The organism is Cellulomonas sp. P22, assembly GCF_044392165.1.
Map to the genome: position 1 here is coordinate 275,551 of NZ_JBISBW010000002.1, position 15,788 is coordinate 291,338.

At 73.1% G+C, this 15,788-nt stretch carries 18 protein-coding genes and 1 tRNA gene; all 19 read right to left on the bottom strand.

Going from position 1 to position 15,788, the window contains the following annotated elements:
• Window positions 1–22: 22 nt before the first annotated feature.
• Entirely contained in the window at window positions 23–583 is a 561-nt protein-coding gene (locus tag ACGIF2_RS02020) for a GNAT family N-acetyltransferase (protein ID WP_396042928.1), read from the bottom strand.
• 139 nt (window positions 584–722) lie between these two features.
• Window positions 723–1,475, bottom strand: coding sequence for an IS30 family transposase (locus ACGIF2_RS02025; RefSeq protein ID WP_396042930.1), 753 nt, complete (start codon window positions 1,473–1,475; stop codon window positions 723–725).
• Window positions 1,400–1,894, bottom strand: coding sequence for a transposase (locus ACGIF2_RS02030; RefSeq protein ID WP_396042932.1), 495 nt, complete (start codon window positions 1,892–1,894; stop codon window positions 1,400–1,402). Before ACGIF2_RS02030 ends, ACGIF2_RS02025 begins: the two co-directional genes overlap by 76 nt.
• 202 nt (window positions 1,895–2,096) lie before the next feature.
• Window positions 2,097–2,444, bottom strand: a complete 348-nt coding sequence (locus tag ACGIF2_RS02035; RefSeq protein ID WP_396042934.1) for a hypothetical protein — start codon at window positions 2,442–2,444, stop codon at window positions 2,097–2,099.
• A gap of 861 nt (window positions 2,445–3,305) precedes the next feature.
• Window positions 3,306–4,139: a hypothetical protein gene (locus ACGIF2_RS02040; protein WP_396042936.1), complete on the bottom strand. Its 834-nt coding sequence runs from the start codon at window positions 4,137–4,139 to the stop codon at window positions 3,306–3,308.
• Window positions 4,136–4,357, bottom strand: coding sequence for a hypothetical protein (locus ACGIF2_RS02045; RefSeq protein ID WP_396042938.1), 222 nt, complete (start codon window positions 4,355–4,357; stop codon window positions 4,136–4,138). Before ACGIF2_RS02045 ends, ACGIF2_RS02040 begins: the two co-directional genes overlap by 4 nt.
• Before the next feature lie 46 nt (window positions 4,358–4,403).
• Complete coding sequence (locus tag ACGIF2_RS02050; protein WP_396042940.1) at window positions 4,404–4,865, bottom strand: hypothetical protein; 462 nt, start codon at window positions 4,863–4,865, stop codon at window positions 4,404–4,406.
• Window positions 4,866–4,914: 49 nt separating this feature from the next.
• Window positions 4,915–4,991: transfer RNA gene (locus ACGIF2_RS02055), tRNA-Pro, on the bottom strand.
• Between the two features lie 52 nt (window positions 4,992–5,043).
• Window positions 5,044–6,357 carry an MFS transporter gene (locus ACGIF2_RS02060; protein WP_396042942.1) on the bottom strand — a complete coding sequence of 438 codons (1,314 nt, stop codon included), beginning with the start codon at window positions 6,355–6,357 and terminating at the stop codon, window positions 5,044–5,046.
• Window positions 6,354–7,049 carry a GntR family transcriptional regulator gene (locus ACGIF2_RS02065; RefSeq protein WP_396043346.1) on the bottom strand — a complete coding sequence of 232 codons (696 nt, stop codon included), beginning with the start codon at window positions 7,047–7,049 and terminating at the stop codon, window positions 6,354–6,356. Before ACGIF2_RS02065 ends, ACGIF2_RS02060 begins: the two co-directional genes overlap by 4 nt.
• Before the next feature lie 15 nt (window positions 7,050–7,064).
• On the bottom strand, window positions 7,065–8,009 hold the full coding sequence (locus ACGIF2_RS02070) for a hypothetical protein (protein ID WP_396042944.1): 945 nt from the start codon (window positions 8,007–8,009) through the stop codon (window positions 7,065–7,067).
• 160 nt (window positions 8,010–8,169) lie between these two features.
• Window positions 8,170–9,687, bottom strand: coding sequence for a ribosome biogenesis GTPase Der (gene der / locus ACGIF2_RS02075; protein ID WP_396042946.1), 1,518 nt, complete (start codon window positions 9,685–9,687; stop codon window positions 8,170–8,172).
• Window positions 9,688–9,720: 33 nt separating this feature from the next.
• Window positions 9,721–10,422: a lysophospholipid acyltransferase family protein gene (locus tag ACGIF2_RS02080; RefSeq protein ID WP_396042948.1), complete on the bottom strand. Its 702-nt coding sequence runs from the start codon at window positions 10,420–10,422 to the stop codon at window positions 9,721–9,723.
• Complete coding sequence (gene cmk / locus ACGIF2_RS02085; RefSeq protein ID WP_396042950.1) at window positions 10,419–11,177, bottom strand: (d)CMP kinase; 759 nt, start codon at window positions 11,175–11,177, stop codon at window positions 10,419–10,421. The genes ACGIF2_RS02080 and cmk overlap by 4 nt, the downstream gene beginning before the upstream one ends.
• Window positions 11,159–12,274, bottom strand: a complete 1,116-nt coding sequence (locus ACGIF2_RS02090) for a prephenate dehydrogenase (protein WP_396042952.1) — start codon at window positions 12,272–12,274, stop codon at window positions 11,159–11,161. The genes cmk and ACGIF2_RS02090 overlap by 19 nt, the downstream gene beginning before the upstream one ends.
• Window positions 12,271–13,200 (bottom strand): pseudouridine synthase, encoded by a 930-nt coding sequence (locus tag ACGIF2_RS02095; RefSeq protein ID WP_396042954.1) that lies wholly within the window; start codon window positions 13,198–13,200, stop codon window positions 12,271–12,273. The genes ACGIF2_RS02090 and ACGIF2_RS02095 overlap by 4 nt, the downstream gene beginning before the upstream one ends.
• Window positions 13,197–13,901, bottom strand: a complete 705-nt coding sequence (scpB, locus tag ACGIF2_RS02100) for an SMC-Scp complex subunit ScpB (protein WP_396042956.1) — start codon at window positions 13,899–13,901, stop codon at window positions 13,197–13,199. Before scpB ends, ACGIF2_RS02095 begins: the two co-directional genes overlap by 4 nt.
• On the bottom strand, window positions 13,898–14,905 hold the full coding sequence (locus tag ACGIF2_RS02105) for a segregation and condensation protein A (RefSeq protein ID WP_396042958.1): 1,008 nt from the start codon (window positions 14,903–14,905) through the stop codon (window positions 13,898–13,900). The genes scpB and ACGIF2_RS02105 overlap by 4 nt, the downstream gene beginning before the upstream one ends.
• Window positions 14,889–15,755, bottom strand: coding sequence for a ParA family protein (locus tag ACGIF2_RS02110; RefSeq protein WP_396042959.1), 867 nt, complete (start codon window positions 15,753–15,755; stop codon window positions 14,889–14,891). Before ACGIF2_RS02110 ends, ACGIF2_RS02105 begins: the two co-directional genes overlap by 17 nt.
• Between the last annotated feature and the right edge of the window lie 33 nt (window positions 15,756–15,788).

The following is a 15,788-nucleotide window of genomic DNA, read 5'->3' on the forward strand; positions in this document are numbered from 1 at the left end:
ACAGTTCGCGGCAGCGCGGCCCTCACTCGGCGAGGTCTCCAGCCAGCAGGCTATGGACAACGGTGTCCCGGCGACCCGATTTGAACGTCATGTGCGAGCGCAGCACGCCTTCGCGCCGGAAGCCGCATCGCTGAGCTACCCGCTGCGAGGCGATGTTGTCGGGGCCGCAGGTCAGTTCCACGCGCGCGAGGTTCAGGGCGTCGAAGCCCCAACCCGTCAGCAGCCGAACGGCTGTGGTCGCGGCACCCCGACCACGCGCCGCCGTCGTGAGCCAGTACCCGATGGACGCCCGTCGCTGCGTCAGATCGACCGCGTACAGCGACACACCGCCCCACAGCGTCCCCGTGCCGCACGCCGCCACCGCCAGCTGCAACTCCTGCCCCGCGATCCGCGAGCGCTGCTGGTCCTCCAAGAACCGCTTCGCGTCCTCGACGAGGTAAGGGTCAGGGGACGGCCATGTGAACGCCAGCACCTCCGGGTCAGCGAAGGCCGCATGCAGAGCGACTGCCTCGTCGGCGAGCCACGGTCGCAACAGGACGCCACCGGAGGACAAGTCCGGGTCAGGCAGCGATAGGGCGCTCACCGCAAGCAGCATAGGAGCCCCGCAACCACGGGCGACCCCGCACGCACTCATCTGGCGCAAGTGGTGCGGCCCCGGGCGCGGTCGGGCCGGGGTGTCCCGGCTACGGGGTGTGCAGGGCAACGTCTCCGTGCAGCAACCCCTACGGAACGGTCGCGTGCTGCCTGGCGGTCGCCTCGGCGTAGACCTCGGCCGGGGTTCGCCAGCCCAGCACCCGCCGGGGCCGGTTGTTGAGCCGCGCCGCCACCTCGTCGAGCGCGCGCTGGTCACGCCCCCGCAGGTCCTCGCTGCGAGCGAGGTACTGGCGCAGCAGCCGGTGTGTGTTCTCGTTGGTGCCGCGCTGCCACGGGCTCTTCGGGTCGCAGAAGTAGACGGGACACCCGGTCTGGGCGGTCTGCTCGGCGTGAGCTGCCATCTCGCGGCCGCGGTCCCACGCCAGCGAGCGGCGCAGCTGAGATGGAACCTGGTGCAGCGCGTCGCGCAGCGCCGCCTGCACCGCATGGGCCGTGATCCCAGGTAGCGCGACCAGCAGCAAGTATCGGCTCGAGCGCTCAACCAGCGTCGCGACCGCCGACGGGCGCCGGCCCATCACCAGGTCGCCCTCCCAGTGCCCCAACGTCCGGCGGTCCTCGGCCTCGGTAGGGCGCTCGCGCAGCGGCACCATCCCGCGCAGCCGGCCACGGCCGGAAGGCTGACGGGCCACCTTCGGATAGCGCATCGCCCGACCGGTGCGCAGGCGCTGCGTCAGCCGCGGTGACAACGGCGAGCGGGCCGGGACGAACAGGCTCAGGTAGATCGTCTCGTGCGACACCCGCATGCTCACGTCATCTGGGTGCTCCAGGCGCAGCCGGTGGCTGATCTGCTCAGGCGACCACTCTTTACCCAGGCCCTGCACGACCGCCGCGAGCAGCCGGGCGTTGCCGTGCAGTTGCCGACCTTCGGTCGCCTCGCCCGCCCGTACGCGGCAGTGTCGGCGTCATACGCCCGGTAGGCGTCGTGGCCGCCGTTGCGAGCCACCTCCCGCGACACCGTCGACGGTGGCCGGCCCAGCGCGTCGGCGATCTGCCGCATGCTCCGTCCAGCCGCCAGCCCCCGCGAGATCTCCTCACGCTCTCGCAGCAACAAGTGCCGCGCCGAGCGCCCCGCTGGCCGAGGCCGCACCCCGCCGGTCTGCGCCACGTACCGGCGAATGTGATGCACCGGCGCCCCCAGCTGGCGGGCGACGCTGCGCAGCGCCTCACCCTCCCGCCACCGTCGCCACAGCTCGTCCTGCTGCTCAACCGTCAACCCACCCGCCTGCACGTCTGCCTCCACGAAGTGATCATCGTGGTGCGTTGACCCACTGAGACCGCCGCGGTATCGCGTTCAACGACACCACGGCGGCCCGGCAACGCCCACACCTTCACGGTCGCTCCCTCGGTTCGTCGACCGCGACGGTCCGCATCTGGCGCCTGTGCCGGGACCCAGCCCCGGACCTACCGATCAGCAGCTCCGGGATGACGTCGTGAGCAGGTCTTCACCCCTGTGCTTTGGCCTGGATCCGCTGCACGGAGGCATCGAAGCGGGTAGGGCTGTCCAGCTTCAACCGACGACTCTGCCGTCGGGCGAAACCAAGTCGCCGCCCCACCCGCATCTTGATCCCCCTGAAGATCGCCGCCATTCCGACGAAGTACCCGCCGAGACCACCCATGAAGATGGCGGCGGCGACTGGCGGTGGCAGCACATCGGCCCACTCGAGCGAGATCACCGCGATGAGCAGGCCGACGGCGACCGGCCCCGCGGCGAGCCCCAACATGAGCCAGCGGAGCATCCCGTCGACGCCGTCGTCACCCAGCCGGCTCTGCCACCTGGCCTCGATGAGCACCCGGGTCCGCGCTCGCCTGCCGCCTCGTCCTGTGTTGCCCACGACCTCACTCTTCGACATGGCACGACGCTATCCAGTCGACTGCCGTTCCTGTTCCCCACAGCTTCGCCCCGACGTCGAAGGCCTTCATGACCAAAAGTGCCTCCTCCGACAACTCCCCACCGGTCACGACCGCCCCGAAACCTGGCCCCTCCGGCAGGCCTTACGACTGGCCGAGCGCGACCGACCCGCTTGCCGGGCAGCCACCCGCCGCTCGGCGAACTGCTACGAGCCCCTGCCCGGGCTCGTTGATCCACATCGTCGCCAAGAGGCTCGTTCGCATCCCCGACGGCGGGGGTGGAAGCCGCACGGCCGCGGACAACGACCCAACGACAGACGCGGTCCGCACGCTCTGTGCTCTCATGGCGCTGGAGTCACGTGCTGCCCCGGCCTGGGCGTTCGTTGGGGGTTGGGTTCGCGGGTTCCCAATGTCGTGTGCAGCGTTTCTTCGTTGCTTGATGGCCTTGTGCTCGGCGGGTGGGATGTCGCCGAACGGCGCACGCACCGCGGCCGGCAAAGTCAAGCCCGCTCGAGGGTTGCGGTCCACGGCCGAAGAACTGGTCGATCATCTCGACCATGGCAGCCCCCATCCCGCGGCTCCGGCTGGCCGGCGCCTGCGCGTGCGACGACGCGCGATGCTCCGGCTAGTCGCCCATACCGATGTCTAGGTGTAGTTCCTCCCCGGCATCGGAGTCGAGGGGTGGCGAGGTGTACCCGCGCTGCATGACGTCGTCACGATTCCAGATGCCGTACGGCCTCGACATGTCCGGCTCAACGCTGGCTGCGCTCGATTAGCAGCCGAACGACACTCGTGTCCGACGACTAGTCACTGAGGCAATTACCAGGTGTCGGAGGCGTGCCCGAACGCGCATGGGCCGACTCCACGGCCGCGTCGAACGCGACGAGGTCGGGTGTGACGGGAAGGCTCCCGCTCAGCCGCTCCGGGATGCCAAGATGGTGCGCCGCAGCGGCCCGGGTCCGCCGGCGCGCCCGCGCCGCCCCCCACGTGCCCGCACCTCCGGCCACGATCGCACCGAGCAGAACCGCGGGCGCCCAGGGCTGCCCGGTCAGCACGGCGGGCATCCCCACCGTCGGCACCGCGATGACCGCGACGGCCCGGAGGCCGACCCACTGGGCCGTGACCCGTTGCGCGTGGACAGCCGCTGCGTCGTACCGGTCCCCCCAGAACCGGGCGAGCCGGCGCTCCCACGCGGCTCCCCATCCCGTCCCGTCGACCACCGTGGGCTCTCCCGGGGCGAGGGCCTCGTACTCCCGAGCCCGCACGACGCTGGCGTCGAAGGCGGCGACACCGTGCCGCAGCGTGATCGGTGCGATCCAGCGCGAGTAGTCGAGGCCCAGGTCGCTCTGCACCTGGTGGATCAGCAGGGACCACGCCCGCATCCTTCGCGCTGCCAGCACGCCGAGCGCGGCGATGCCCACCACGAGCGCCGCGACGAGCTCGGGCCCGACGCGCCACACCACCGCTGCGACAACCGACACGACGAGCCAGACGACGAGGACGACAGTCGAGACCTCCGCCAGCACGACGACACCGCGCATGTGCTCGCGTGCTCGTGGGCTCAGGCGCGGACCCCAGGTATCCTCGAGGCCGCGTTCCACCGCACTGACGTGGGCGGCCCACGTGTGACGTGTCACGGGTCGCACCCTTCCGCGCCGTGCCCGTACTCGTGCTGGTAGGCCAGGCCGTCGACCCCAAGACCGGTCCCACCGAACATGAGCCCACCGAGCGCTCCGCCCTTCGAGTACCCCTCCAAGATGAACTTCTGCTGCGAAGTCAGGCCACCTTGCCAGCTGAGGATGTCGGCGGGAAGGCCGCGCGCACCACTGTCCATCGAGAGCGTTCCCCTCGTCATTCCCCCGCAGGCTGCACGGTCCTGTTCGGCGAAGCAGTACGAGCCGTCAATGGCTGCCGCGACGCCACCGGCACCCAGCGGTCCATCCCGCGGCCACGGTCGTGGTGGACGCCACCCCGGCGACGTCTAGAGACACGCCAAGGTACGCCGCGGCGCCGCCACCGACCACACCGGCACCGAGCTCGGCGACGAGCCCGACCCCGTGGCAGCGATCGCGATCCCGGCGGCTACGAGCCCGATCGTCAGCCACGTCTTCTTCGAGAAGAGCCAAAGCCGGCACACCGACGTACTCCGCCAGTGTCTCGATGCTGAGCAGCGGCTCGAGGCCGTCGCCGTCGAGTGTGGCGAGGCACTTGTGGTTGGCTCGTTCGTGTTCATACACGAAGGTGTGCGCGACGGCGAGCAAGGCGCGACGGCGATGCACGCCGTTGCCCGACATCGCGTGCACGACCTGGTGCGTCCGTGCGACGCGGCGCGATAAACGCGGGGGAAATGCGGGATCGAGCATGTCTAGAGACACCTCAGGCCTGGTGAGACACCGTCTCACCAGGCCTGATTGGTCGGGCTGACAGGATTTGAACCTGCGACCCCTTGACCCCCAGTCAAGTGCGCTACCAAGCTGCGCCACAGCCCGAACGTTCCCTTGGGAACACGGAGACTCTACCGCACCGGAGCGGTCTGTCTCGTCACGAGTCCGTGCCGCGGGTGCCCGCCAGGCCGATGGTTCCGCTGGTCACGGCGGTCGATGTGGTGAGGGTCACCCGACGCGTGGGCAGGTGCGCCTTCCAGGCCGCACCGACGACGGCGAGGCACAGGAGGGCGATCGCGAGCCCTCCGAGGAACATCTGCGGGTAGCTCCACCAGCCGGCCAGCATCGCGAGCAGTGCGGGGACGGCGAACCCGACGTACGCGACCGAGTAGTAGACGGCAGTGAGCCCGGCGAGGTCGTCGGGGCCCGCGATGCGCTGGACCTCGTTGAGCCCGGCGACGAGCGCGAGCCCGTAGCCCATGCCGAGCACGGCGGCAGCGACCAGCACGACGGGCAGGGCGAGCCGGTCGGCGGCGAGCGCCCCGAGACCCATGCCGACCACGACGATCACGAGCGCCACGACCGACGCACGGGCGCTGCGGTCGGTGTCGATGGCCCGGCCGAGCACCTGGATGCCGACGCCGCAGCCGAGCGTGAGCACGGTGAGCAGTCCGGAGAACGCGACCGGCAGGCCGCCGGAGTGCTCCCGCATCAGCCCGGGCAGCACGGCGTAGGCCGATCCGGCGCAGCCGAAGACCCAGGGCGCGAGCGGCACCACGACGCGCAGGAACCGGCGGTTGGCGACGGTGGGGATGCGCAGGTCGTCCCGCAGGGGCAGCTGAGCGCCCAGGGCGGTGCGGTGGCGCGTCTCGGGCACCCGGAGGAGCCACAGGCAGGCTCCGAGGGTCAGCACGACGTGCACGAGGTAGGACGTGTGCGTGGGCCACGGCCCCCACTGGGCGAGGGCGCCGGCGACCCCGGCACCCACGAGGAAGCCGAGGGTGAGCGCGAGCGAGGCCCGACGGGCCCCGGCGCGCGGGTCGCCTGTCCCGGCCGAGAGCTCCGTGACCCAGGTGGTGCCGACGGCCATGACGAGCCCGAGCGCGGCACCGCACAGCACGCGCCCGACGCCCAGGGCGACCGGTGAGTCCGCGCCGAGCGCGAGCACGAGCGAGCCGGCCAGGCTGAGCGGCGCTGCGGGCAGCAGCAGGGGTCGGCGCCCGTACCGGTCGGACAGGGGGCCGCCGACCAGCAGCGCGGGCACGATGCCGAGCACGTACGCCCCGAGCAGCACGTTGACGGTGAGTGCGGAGAAGCTGCTGACCTCGCGGTACAGGACGAGCAGGGGTGTGAACTCGTTGCCGCCCCACGCGACGGTGAACATCGAGGCGGCGACGCCGAGCCAGATGCGTGACTGCCCGCCGAACCGCGTCTGGGGTGTGCGGTCCAGCTCGATCGCGACGGCGGTCATCGGGCCTCACCGGCCTCGGCGGCACGCTCGGGCAGGTGGGCGTGGTCCAGGTGGCGGCGGAGCGCCACCCTGAACTCCGCGACGGCCCCGGCGCCGACGGCCGCGGCAAGGTGCTCGTGCTGGTCGACGAACGCGCGGGCCCGCCCCTCGTCGCGCCACAGCGAGCGGGCCACCATGCGCCGCTGCCGTTCGCGCAGAGTGACGTAGAAGCTCGTGAGGAGCGGGTTGCCGCCCCCGGCGACGATGGTCAGGTGGAACTCGGTGTCGTGCTCGGCGTACGCGTCGATGTCGCCGCGGTCGAGCGCGTCGCGCTGCTGGTCGATCGACGCGCGCAGCCGGGCCTCGAGCCGTTCGCGCTCGTCGCGGTTGCGCAGCGCCTCGACGGCGTGCACCTCGAGCAGCAGTCGCGCGTCGACCACGGACTGCGCCTCACCGGCGGCGACGGGGACGACGAGCGCACCCCGCTTGGGGTACAGGCGCAACCAGCCCTCGGTCTCGAGCCGCAGGAAGGCCTCGCGGACGGGGGTGCGGCTCATGGTGAGCCGGGCGGCGATGTCGCCCTCGCTGACCATCGTGCCGCCCGGGAGCTCGTCGGTCAGGACGAGCTGCTTGACGTGGCGGTAGGCCTTCTCGGCGGCGGGCGTGGCCTTCGGCGGTGCGGGCAGGGCAAGGGTCGCGGTCTTCGACAACATAGACACAAGATGAGTCTATCTGGCGTTCTCGCGCTCCCCCGCCGCCTCGAGCCGCCGTGCACGCGCGACCTCGCCCTCGGCCGCCACCACGCCCAGCACCAGCAGGTCCACGATCAGCCCCGTCAGCGCGGCCCACTGCTGGAGCCGGAACAGGAAGATCTGGGTCAGCAGCAGGCTCACCAGGACCGAGCGGCGGAACCACGCGAAGCCGTCCTCGCGCGATCGCCGCACCACCACGAGCCCGACCACCGAGCACGCGAGCGAGCCGGCACCCGAGACGAGCATCCCGACCACGACCCAGCCCGGCACGTCGACCCCGCCGAGCCACGCGACCAGCCCCCGCCCGATCGTCGCCGCCTCGGTACCCGTGAGCACCACGACCGCGACCCACGGCACCCAGCGGGCCCGCACGAGCCGGTGCGTGCCGCGCACGACCCACCGGGCCACGGACCCGACCACGTCGGGCACCTCGTGCTCGTCGTCCTCGACCACCCGGAGCAGCGCCCGCACCTCGGGCGCACCGCGCTGGTCACCGGCCGCCTGCACCAGCCCGCGGGCCCGGCGCCGCGCGCGCGGGCTGAACCCGCCGACCACGCCCGAGACGGCCTGGTCGACGGCCCCCGCGAGGAGCTCGCTCGCGTCCCGCTCCCGTCGCCCGTGCAGCACCTCGGCGAGCAGCGCCAGCAGCACCACGACGACGTAGATGAGCGAGGCGGTCGGGGCGTAGAAGTAGTCGTTGTCGGCCGTGACGAACTTGCCGATCTCGTCGACGAAGAGCCCGAACCCGATGCCGCCCACCACCGCGCCGAGCGGCCGCACCACGGGCCCGGCGTACGAGAGCAGGAGCACCACGGCGACGGCGAGCAGCAGGCCACCCCAGAGCACGTGCGCCACGTGCAGGTGCGTCCCGCCGACCTGCGGGTAGCCCGTCGCGGCCAGCAGCCCCCGTGTGAGCAGCACCGTCACCACGGTCGCGACGAGGAACGCCGCGAGGTGCTGCGGCGCGGCGGGTCGCGTGGCAGCCCGAGCCGCAGCAGCACCGCGCGGCCGGGCACGGCGGACCGCGCCGTACCCCCCGGCGGGCCGGCGGGCGAGTGCGCCCCGCCGGCCGCCGGACGGGTCACCGCTTGCGCTTCTCCCGCACCCGCACCGAGATCTCGATCGGGGTGCCCTCGAAGCCGAAGGTCTCGCGCAGACGACGCTCGATGTACCGGCGGTAGCCGGCCTCGAGGAAGCCGCTCGCGAAGATCACGAACCGCGGCGGGGAGGTCGACGCCTGCGTCGCGAACAGGATGCGCGGCTGCTTCCCCCCGCGCAGCGGGTGCGGGTGCGAGGCGACGAGCTCACCGAGGAACGCGTTGAGACGTCCCGTCGGGATGCGAGTCCCCCACGACTCGAGCGCGCGCTCGAGCGCCGGCACGAGCCGCTCCGCGTGCCACCCGGTGCGGGCCGAGAGGTTCACGCGCGGCGCCCACTGCACCTGCACCAGGTCCTGCTCGATCTCGCGCTCGAGGTACGGACGACGGTCCTCGTCCATGAGGTCCCACTTGTTGAACGCGAGCACGAGCGCCCGTCCGGCCTCGATGACCTGCGAGATGACACGCGTGTCCTGCTCGGTGAGCTTGGTGGACGCGTCGATCAGCACGACCGCGACCTCGGCCTTCTCGATCGCGGCCTGGGTGCGCAGCGACGCGTAGAAGTCGGCGCCCTGGGTCTGGTGCACGCGGCGACGGATGCCCGCGGTGTCCACGAACCACCACGTCTTGTCCTTGAGCTGCACGAGCTCGTCGACCGGGTCGCGCGTGGTCCCGGCGACGTCGTCGACGACGACCCGCTGGGCGCCCAGCACCTTGTTGAGCAGCGAGGACTTGCCGACGTTGGGGCGCCCGACGAGGGCCACGCGCCGCGGGCCGCCCACAGGGATCGCGGTGCCGTGCGCCGAGACCCGCGGCAGCGCCTTCATCGCGGCGTCGAGCAGGTCACCCGTGCCACGCCCGTGCAGCGCGGAGACGGGGTGCGGCTCGCCGAGGCCCAGGCTCCACAGCTCGGTCGCGTCGGCCTCGACGCGCGGGCCGTCGACCTTGTTGGCGCAGAGCACCACGGGCTTGCCGGACTTGCGCAGCAGACGCACGACGCGCTCGTCGGTGGCGGTGGGGCCCACCGTTGCGTCGACCACGAACAGCACGGCGTCGGCGAGGGAGATCGCGACCTCGGCCTGCTCGGCGACGCGCGCCTCGATGCCCGCGACGTCGACCTCCCAGCCGCCGGTGTCGACGAGGGTGAAGTTGCGGCCGGCCCACTCGGCCGGGTAGCTCACCCGGTCGCGCGTCACACCGGGCTTGTCCTCGACGACCGCCTCACGGCGGCCGAGGATGCGGTTGACGAGCGTGGACTTGCCCACGTTGGGGCGGCCCACGACGGCGAGCACGGGCAGCGCCGCACCTCCGGCCTCACCCGGCCCGGCGCTGATCTCGCCCTCGAGCAGGGCGAGGTCGTCCTCCTCGAGGTCGTACTCGGCGAGGCCCGCGCGCAGGGCCTCCTCACGGGCCGCATCCGACAGCTCGGTGTCCGGGGTGGTGTCGGTGGCGCCCAGTGGCGCGTCGTCGGGCAGGCCCGCGGTCGGGTCGGTCTCGGTCATGGGGCCATTCTCTCCCGCGCACCGCCCTGACGACTAATGCGCCTCCTGCGGGGCCGGGACGTCGTGGTCCGCGTCGTCCACGGGCAGCCTGATCCCGGTGCGCCCGACGGCCGCGGTCACGAGGTCCGACAGCGCGACACGGATCTCCTCGTTCGCCTGGGCGACCGCGGCCCGGCCCGACGTCCCCGGCGCCCGCTCGAGGACGAGCGGCTCGCCGAACTCGATCTCGAACCGGCGACGGAAGCCCGGCAGGTGCCCCACGGACTCCCCCGTCCGGCGCGTGCCGAGCACGGCGACCGGCACCACCGGCGCGTGACCGTTGATGGCGAGCCACGCGACGCCGGCCCGCGCGTCGGCCGCGTCACCGCGCCCACGGTTCCCCTCGGGGAACACAGCGACGACTCCCCCGCGCTTGAGCACGCCCAGGGCCGCCGCGAGCGACCCGCGGCCGTCCTGACGGTCGACGGCGATCTGGCCCAGGCCGCGCAGCACCGGACCCAGCACCCCCGCGAACAGCTCGGCCTTGATGAGCACGTGCGCGGGGCGCGGCGAGGCCCCCGCGAGGATCGGGCCGTCGGCGACGCCCACGTGGTTCGCGGCGAGCAGCACGGGCCCGTCGGTGGGGACGCGGTCCGCGCCCGTCACGTGCGTGTTCCACAGCCCGTGGGCGAACACGCGCCCGGCCACCAGGCCGACACGCGCCCCGCGGGCGCCAGGTATCACCGGCTCGCTCATGCGACGCGTCCGCTGACCTGCGCGACCACGTCGAGCACGGCCTGCACGGTCTGCTCGAGGTCCAGGTCCGACGAGTCGACGGTGACCACGCCGTCGGCCGCGACGTGGAACGTGGACACCGTGGAGTCGTCCCGGTCGCGGCGCAGCACCTGGTCGCGGGTGGCTTCGACCGCTGCGGCGTCGGCGCTGCCGTGCACGTCCTTCGCGCGCCGCGCGAGCCGCGCCTCCTCGCTCGCGGTCAGCAGGACCCGCACGTCGGCGTCGGGGGCGATCACCGTGGTGATGTCGCGCCCCTCGGCGACGATCCCGCGTCCCTGCGAGAACGACGTCGGCACCCGCTCGGCCGCGATGGCCTCGCGCTGGCGGCGGCCGAGCTCGGCGCGGACCTCGAGGTTGGTGGCGACGGCGCTCACGGCCGACGAGATGGCCGTGGTGCGGATCGCCTCGCCCACGTCGGTGCCGCCCACGTGGACCGTCGGCCCCTGCGGGTCGACCCCCACGACGAGCGGCAGGTCACGCACGAGCGCCGCGACGGCCGCCGTGTCGGTCAGCGGGACGCCCTGCTCGAGGCACCACCACGTCGCAGCGCGGTACATCGCGCCGGTGTCGAGGAACGCGAGCCCGAGCCGTGCGGCGACGAGCCGCGACACGCTGGACTTGCCCGAGCCCGACGGCCCGTCGATCGCGACGACCAGTGCCTCGTGGCGCCGTCCGCCGTCGTGCTGTGCTTCCGTGCTCAACTCACCAGTCTCCATCCGCGGGCACTGAGCTCCGCCTCCAGGTGCTCGGACCGTCCGGGCAGGACCCACATCGACGCCATGCCGACCGGCCGGCCGGCCGAGTGCTCGAGCCGCAGGTCCTCGAGGTTGACCCCGGCGTCGCCGACGTCGGCCAGCAGCCGGGCGAGCTCGCCGGGGGTGTCGGGGACGAGGGCTGTGACGACCTCGTACGTGCGTGGCGCGCCGCCGTGCTTGCCGGGGATCCGGGCCGCGCCGGCGTTCCCGTCGGCGACGGTCTGCGCGATCGCCGCGAGCGCCCCGAGCTCGACCGTCTCGGGGCCGGTCGCCGCCGCCGCACGGTCGAGGGCGGCGATCACCACGTCGAGGTCGCCGCGCAGGTCGCGCAGCACCCCGCGCACCGCGTCGGCGTTGGCGGCCAGGATCGACGTCCACAGCGCGGGGTCGCTCGACGCGAGCCGCGTCACGTCGCGCAGCCCCTGGCCCGCGAGACCCAGCGCCTGGTCGGACGCGTCGCGGAGCCGGGACGCGACGAGGCTCGAGACGACCTGCGGGACGTGCGAGACCACGGCGACCGCCGCGTCGTGCGCGGTGGCCTCCATGTCGACGGGCACCGCCCCCAGGTCCACGGCGAGGGCCCGCACCGCGAGCAGCGCCGCCGCCGAGGACGTCCCCGAGTCGGCGACGACCCACGGCCGCCCGACGAACAGCTCCGGCACCGCGGCGGCCGGACCCGAGCGCTCGCGCCCGGCCATGGGGTGCGAGCCCACGTAGCGGGTCAGGTCGGCCCCGGCGGCACGCAGCTCGTCGAGCACGGACCCCTTGACGCTCGCGACGTCGGTGACCACCGCGTCCGGGAACGCCGCGAGCTCGGCGAGGACCACGTCGGCCGTGACGTCCGGGGGCGCCGCGACGACCACGAGCGCCGGGGGCGCGTCGTCGGGCGTCGCCGGACGGCCGGCACCGACGTCGCGCGCGAGCGCCAGGGCGGTGCGGGACGGGTCGTGGAGCACGACCTCGACCCCGCGGGTGGTCAAGGCCAGTCCGACGGACGCGCCGAGCAGCCCGGTGCCGACCACCCGCACCGGGCCGCGCGTCGCGACCGTCGAGGTCACATCCCCACCAGCGCCATGAGCGTGCCGAGCTCGACCTTGCCGAGCACCCGCGTGCGGCCCTGACGCAGGTCGCCGAGCTTGATCGGGCCGATCTGCGTGCGCACGAGCCGCGTCACGGGGAAGCCGACCTCGTCGAAGATGCGCCGGACCACGCGGTTGCGGCCCTCGTGCAGCACGATCTCCACGAGGCTCGCCTGCGGGGTCTGGTCCACGATCCGGAAGCTGTCGACGGACACGAGGCCGTCCTCGAGCTCGATGCCCTGCTGGAGCTGCTTGCCGAGCGAGGGGTGCACGCGCCCCTCGACCTCGACCATGTAGGTCTTGGGGACCTCGTGCGACGGGTGCGAGAGGCGGTTCGCGAGCTCGCCGTCGTTGGTCAGCAGGATCAGGCCCTCGGTCTCGGCGTCCAGGCGCCCGACGTGGAAGAGCCGCTCCTCGCGGTTCTTGACGAACTCGGCGAGCGACGGACGCCCGTCGGGGTCGTGCATGGTCGAGACCACGCCGAGCGGCTTGTTCAGCGCGATCGTCACCATCGAGGTGTCGAGCTGCACGCGCATCCCGTCGACGTGGATCGCGGCCTTGGCCGGGTCGACCCGCACCCCGAGCTCGACGACCGGTACGCCGTCGACCGTCACGCGGCCCGCGGTGATGAGGTCCTCGCACGCTCGGCGCGAACCCAGGCCCGCGCTCGCGAGGACCTTCTGCAGCCGGACGCCGTCCGGGTCGTGCACGTCACGCGGCGGCTCGACAGGTCGTGCCGGTCCCTTGGCGCGTGCCGGTCGTGCCGGCCGGCCGCCCTGTGCGGCGCCGCGTGCGGGACGCGGCTGGCCGCTGCGGCCGCTCGCTCCGCGGGAGGCGCCGGGGCGCCCTCCGCTGTCGCGTCCGCGGCCTCCGCCGTCGCTGCGTCGTCCATCCGGTGTGCTCATCGTCTCTCCCCATTCGCCGTGTCCACGCCCTCGAGCGCGTCGTAGTCCGGCAGGTAGGGCGCGAGCGGAGGCAGCTCGTCCAGGCTCGCGAGCCCCATCCGCTCCAAGAAGTATCCCGTGGTCTCGTAGAGGACCGCACCAGTCGACGGGTCGGTGCCCGCCTCGGTGACCAGCCCACGGGTCGTCAGCGTCCGGACGACGCCGTCGACGTTGACCCCGCGCACCCCGGAGACCTGCCCGCGGGTCACGGGCTGGCGGTACGCGATCACCGCGAGCGTCTCGAGGGCCGCGTGCGTCAGCCGCGACGTCTGGCCCTCGAGCACGAACCGCCCCACGACCTCGGCGTACGGGGACCCGGAGTAGATGCGCCAGCCCGCGCCGGCGTGCCGCAGCTCGAACCCGCGCGGGCGTCCGCCCTGGTCACCGCGGTACTCGGAGGCCAGGGCGAGCAGGATCTGCTCGACCCGGTCGGTCGGCAGCGCGAGGACAGACGCCAGCCGGACCGCGGGGATCGGCTCGTCGGCGACCATGAGCACAGCCTCGACGGCGGCGAGCGCCCCACCGGGGAGGTCCTCGACGTCGAACGCGAGCTCGTCGGTCGCGACCGCACCGGGCTCGGCCGTGACGTCCGCCGGGTCGGCACCGGATGTGGTGGACGTCACGTCGGTGACGTCGGTCGGATCGAGCGCTGGCTCGGTCATGCGTCGTGCTCCAGGGTCGGGAGGTCGAGGGGGGTGTCCGGTGCCGGGTCGGCGGCCAGGGCTTCGCGCGCTGCCGTCGCACGGACCAGGTCGGCGTCGGCCACGTCGAAGTCGTCGGAGACCTCGACGTCGCCGTCGTCGGTGCCGGTCCAGCGCACGGTGAGCTCCCCGAGCGGGGTCACCTGGTCGAAGCCCACGGCCCCCTCGCGGAACAGCTCGAGCAGCGCGAGGAACCGCGAGACCACCACGAGCGTCGAGCCCGCGTCGGCCGTGAGCGCACGGAACGTGGCCGCACCGCCGTGCCGCAGCCGGTCGACCAGCAGCGCGGCCTGGTCGCGCACCGAGACGGCAGGCGCGTGCAGGTGGCTGATGTCGACGCCGGGGGGCGGAGCCTTGGGCGACAGGGCCCGGGCGGCCAGCTGGGCGAGCTCGTGCGGCCCGATCTGCCAGACGAGCTCGGGCAGCAGCGCTGCGAGCTGCGGCTCGAGCGTGACGCTGCGCGGCGTGCGCCGGGCCTCAGCCGTGAGCCGCTCGCCGATGTCCGCGGCGACGACCTTGTAGGCGCGGTACTGCAGCAGCCGCGCGAACAGCAGGTCGCGCGCCTCGAGCAGCTCGAGGTCCTCGGCGTCCTCGACGTCACCGGCCGGCAGCAGCCGCGCGGCCTTGAGGTCGAGGAGCGTGGCCGCGACCACGAGGAACTCGCTCGCCTGCCCCAGGTCCCAGGACCGGCCGCCCTGGGCCGCGGCACGCTCGGCGGTCCGGATGTACCCGATGAACTCGTCGGTGACGCGCGCGAGCGAGACCTCGGTGATGTCGAGCTTGTGCTTGGAGATCAGCCCGAGCAGCAGGTCGAACGGGCCGCTGAAGTTGTCGAGGTGCACCTCGAACGCGCTCGTGCCCGCGGGGGTCGCGCTCGCGCCGCTGGTGTCCGGTGCGTCTGCGCTCGGCGCGGGCTGCTGCGGGTGTCCTGGCGCCTCGGCGACCAGGCTAGGCGGCGTCGCCACGGGCGATGAGCTCGCGCGCGAGCTGGCGGTAGGCCGTCGCGCCGCTGTGGGTCGGCGCGTACGTGGTGATCGGCTCGGCCGCGACCGACGCGTCCGGGAACTTCACCGTGCGGCCGATGACCGTGTGCAGCAGCGTGTCGCCGAACGCCTCGTGCACGCGGGCCACGACCTCGCGGGCGTGCAGCGTGCGTGAGTCGTACATCGTCGCGACGATGCCGTCGACCTCGAGGCGCGGGTTGAGCCGGTCGCGCACCTTCTCGATGGTCTCGACGAGCAGCGCGACGCCGCGCAGCGCGAAGAACTCGCACTCGAGCGGGATGAGCACGCCGTGCGCGGCCGTGAGGGCGTTGACGGTGAGCAGCCCGAGCGAGGGCTGGCAGTCGATGAGGATCACGTCGTAGTCGTCGAGCGCAGGGCGCAGCACGCGCGCGAGCACCGACTCACGGGCCACCTCGGTCACGAGCTGGACCTCGGCCGCCGACAGGTCGATGTTGGCGGGCAGCAGGTCGAGGTTCGGCACGTCCGTGGTGCGCACGACCTCGGCGAGCGAGGCGTTGCGCTCCATCAGCAGGTTGTAGACGGTGCGGTCGAGCTCGTGCGGGCTGATGCCCAGGCCCACCGACGCGGCACCCTGCGGGTCGAAGTCGACGATGAGCACCCGACGACCGACCTCGGCGAGCGCCGCCGCCAGGTTGATCGTGGTGGTCGTCTTGCCGACGCCACCCTTCTGGTTGCACATCGCGATGACCCTGGCCGGACCGTGCGAGGTCAGGGGCTCGGGGTCCGGGAAGATCGGCAGGGCGCGCCCGACGGGGTCGCGCTCCAGCTCGGTCGTCTGCTCGGTTGCCACGCGGACAACGTACCGGAGCGGATGCCCCGAGCG

What these genes read in the sequence shown, in the direction of transcription:
- ACGIF2_RS02045 (WP_396042938.1), bottom strand. Translation starts at nt 4,357, where the DNA reads ATGACGAGGGGAACGCTCTCGATGGACAGTGGTGCGCGCGGCCTTCCC.
- ACGIF2_RS02050 (WP_396042940.1), bottom strand. Translation starts at nt 4,865, where the DNA reads ATGCTCGATCCCGCATTTCCCCCGCGTTTATCGCGCCGCGTCGCACGG.
- ACGIF2_RS02060 (WP_396042942.1), bottom strand. Translation starts at nt 6,357, where the DNA reads ATGACCGCCGTCGCGATCGAGCTGGACCGCACACCCCAGACGCGGTTC.
- ACGIF2_RS02065 (WP_396043346.1), bottom strand. Translation starts at nt 7,049, where the DNA reads ATGTTGTCGAAGACCGCGACCCTTGCCCTGCCCGCACCGCCGAAGGCC.
- der (WP_396042946.1), bottom strand. Translation starts at nt 9,687, where the DNA reads ATGACCGAGACCGACCCGACCGCGGGCCTGCCCGACGACGCGCCACTG.
- ACGIF2_RS02080 (WP_396042948.1), bottom strand. Translation starts at nt 10,422, where the DNA reads ATGAGCGAGCCGGTGATACCTGGCGCCCGCGGGGCGCGTGTCGGCCTG.
- cmk (WP_396042950.1), bottom strand. Translation starts at nt 11,177, where the DNA reads ATGGAGACTGGTGAGTTGAGCACGGAAGCACAGCACGACGGCGGACGG.
- ACGIF2_RS02095 (WP_396042954.1), bottom strand. Translation starts at nt 13,200, where the DNA reads ATGAGCACACCGGATGGACGACGCAGCGACGGCGGAGGCCGCGGACGC.
- scpB (WP_396042956.1), bottom strand. Translation starts at nt 13,901, where the DNA reads ATGACCGAGCCAGCGCTCGATCCGACCGACGTCACCGACGTGACGTCC.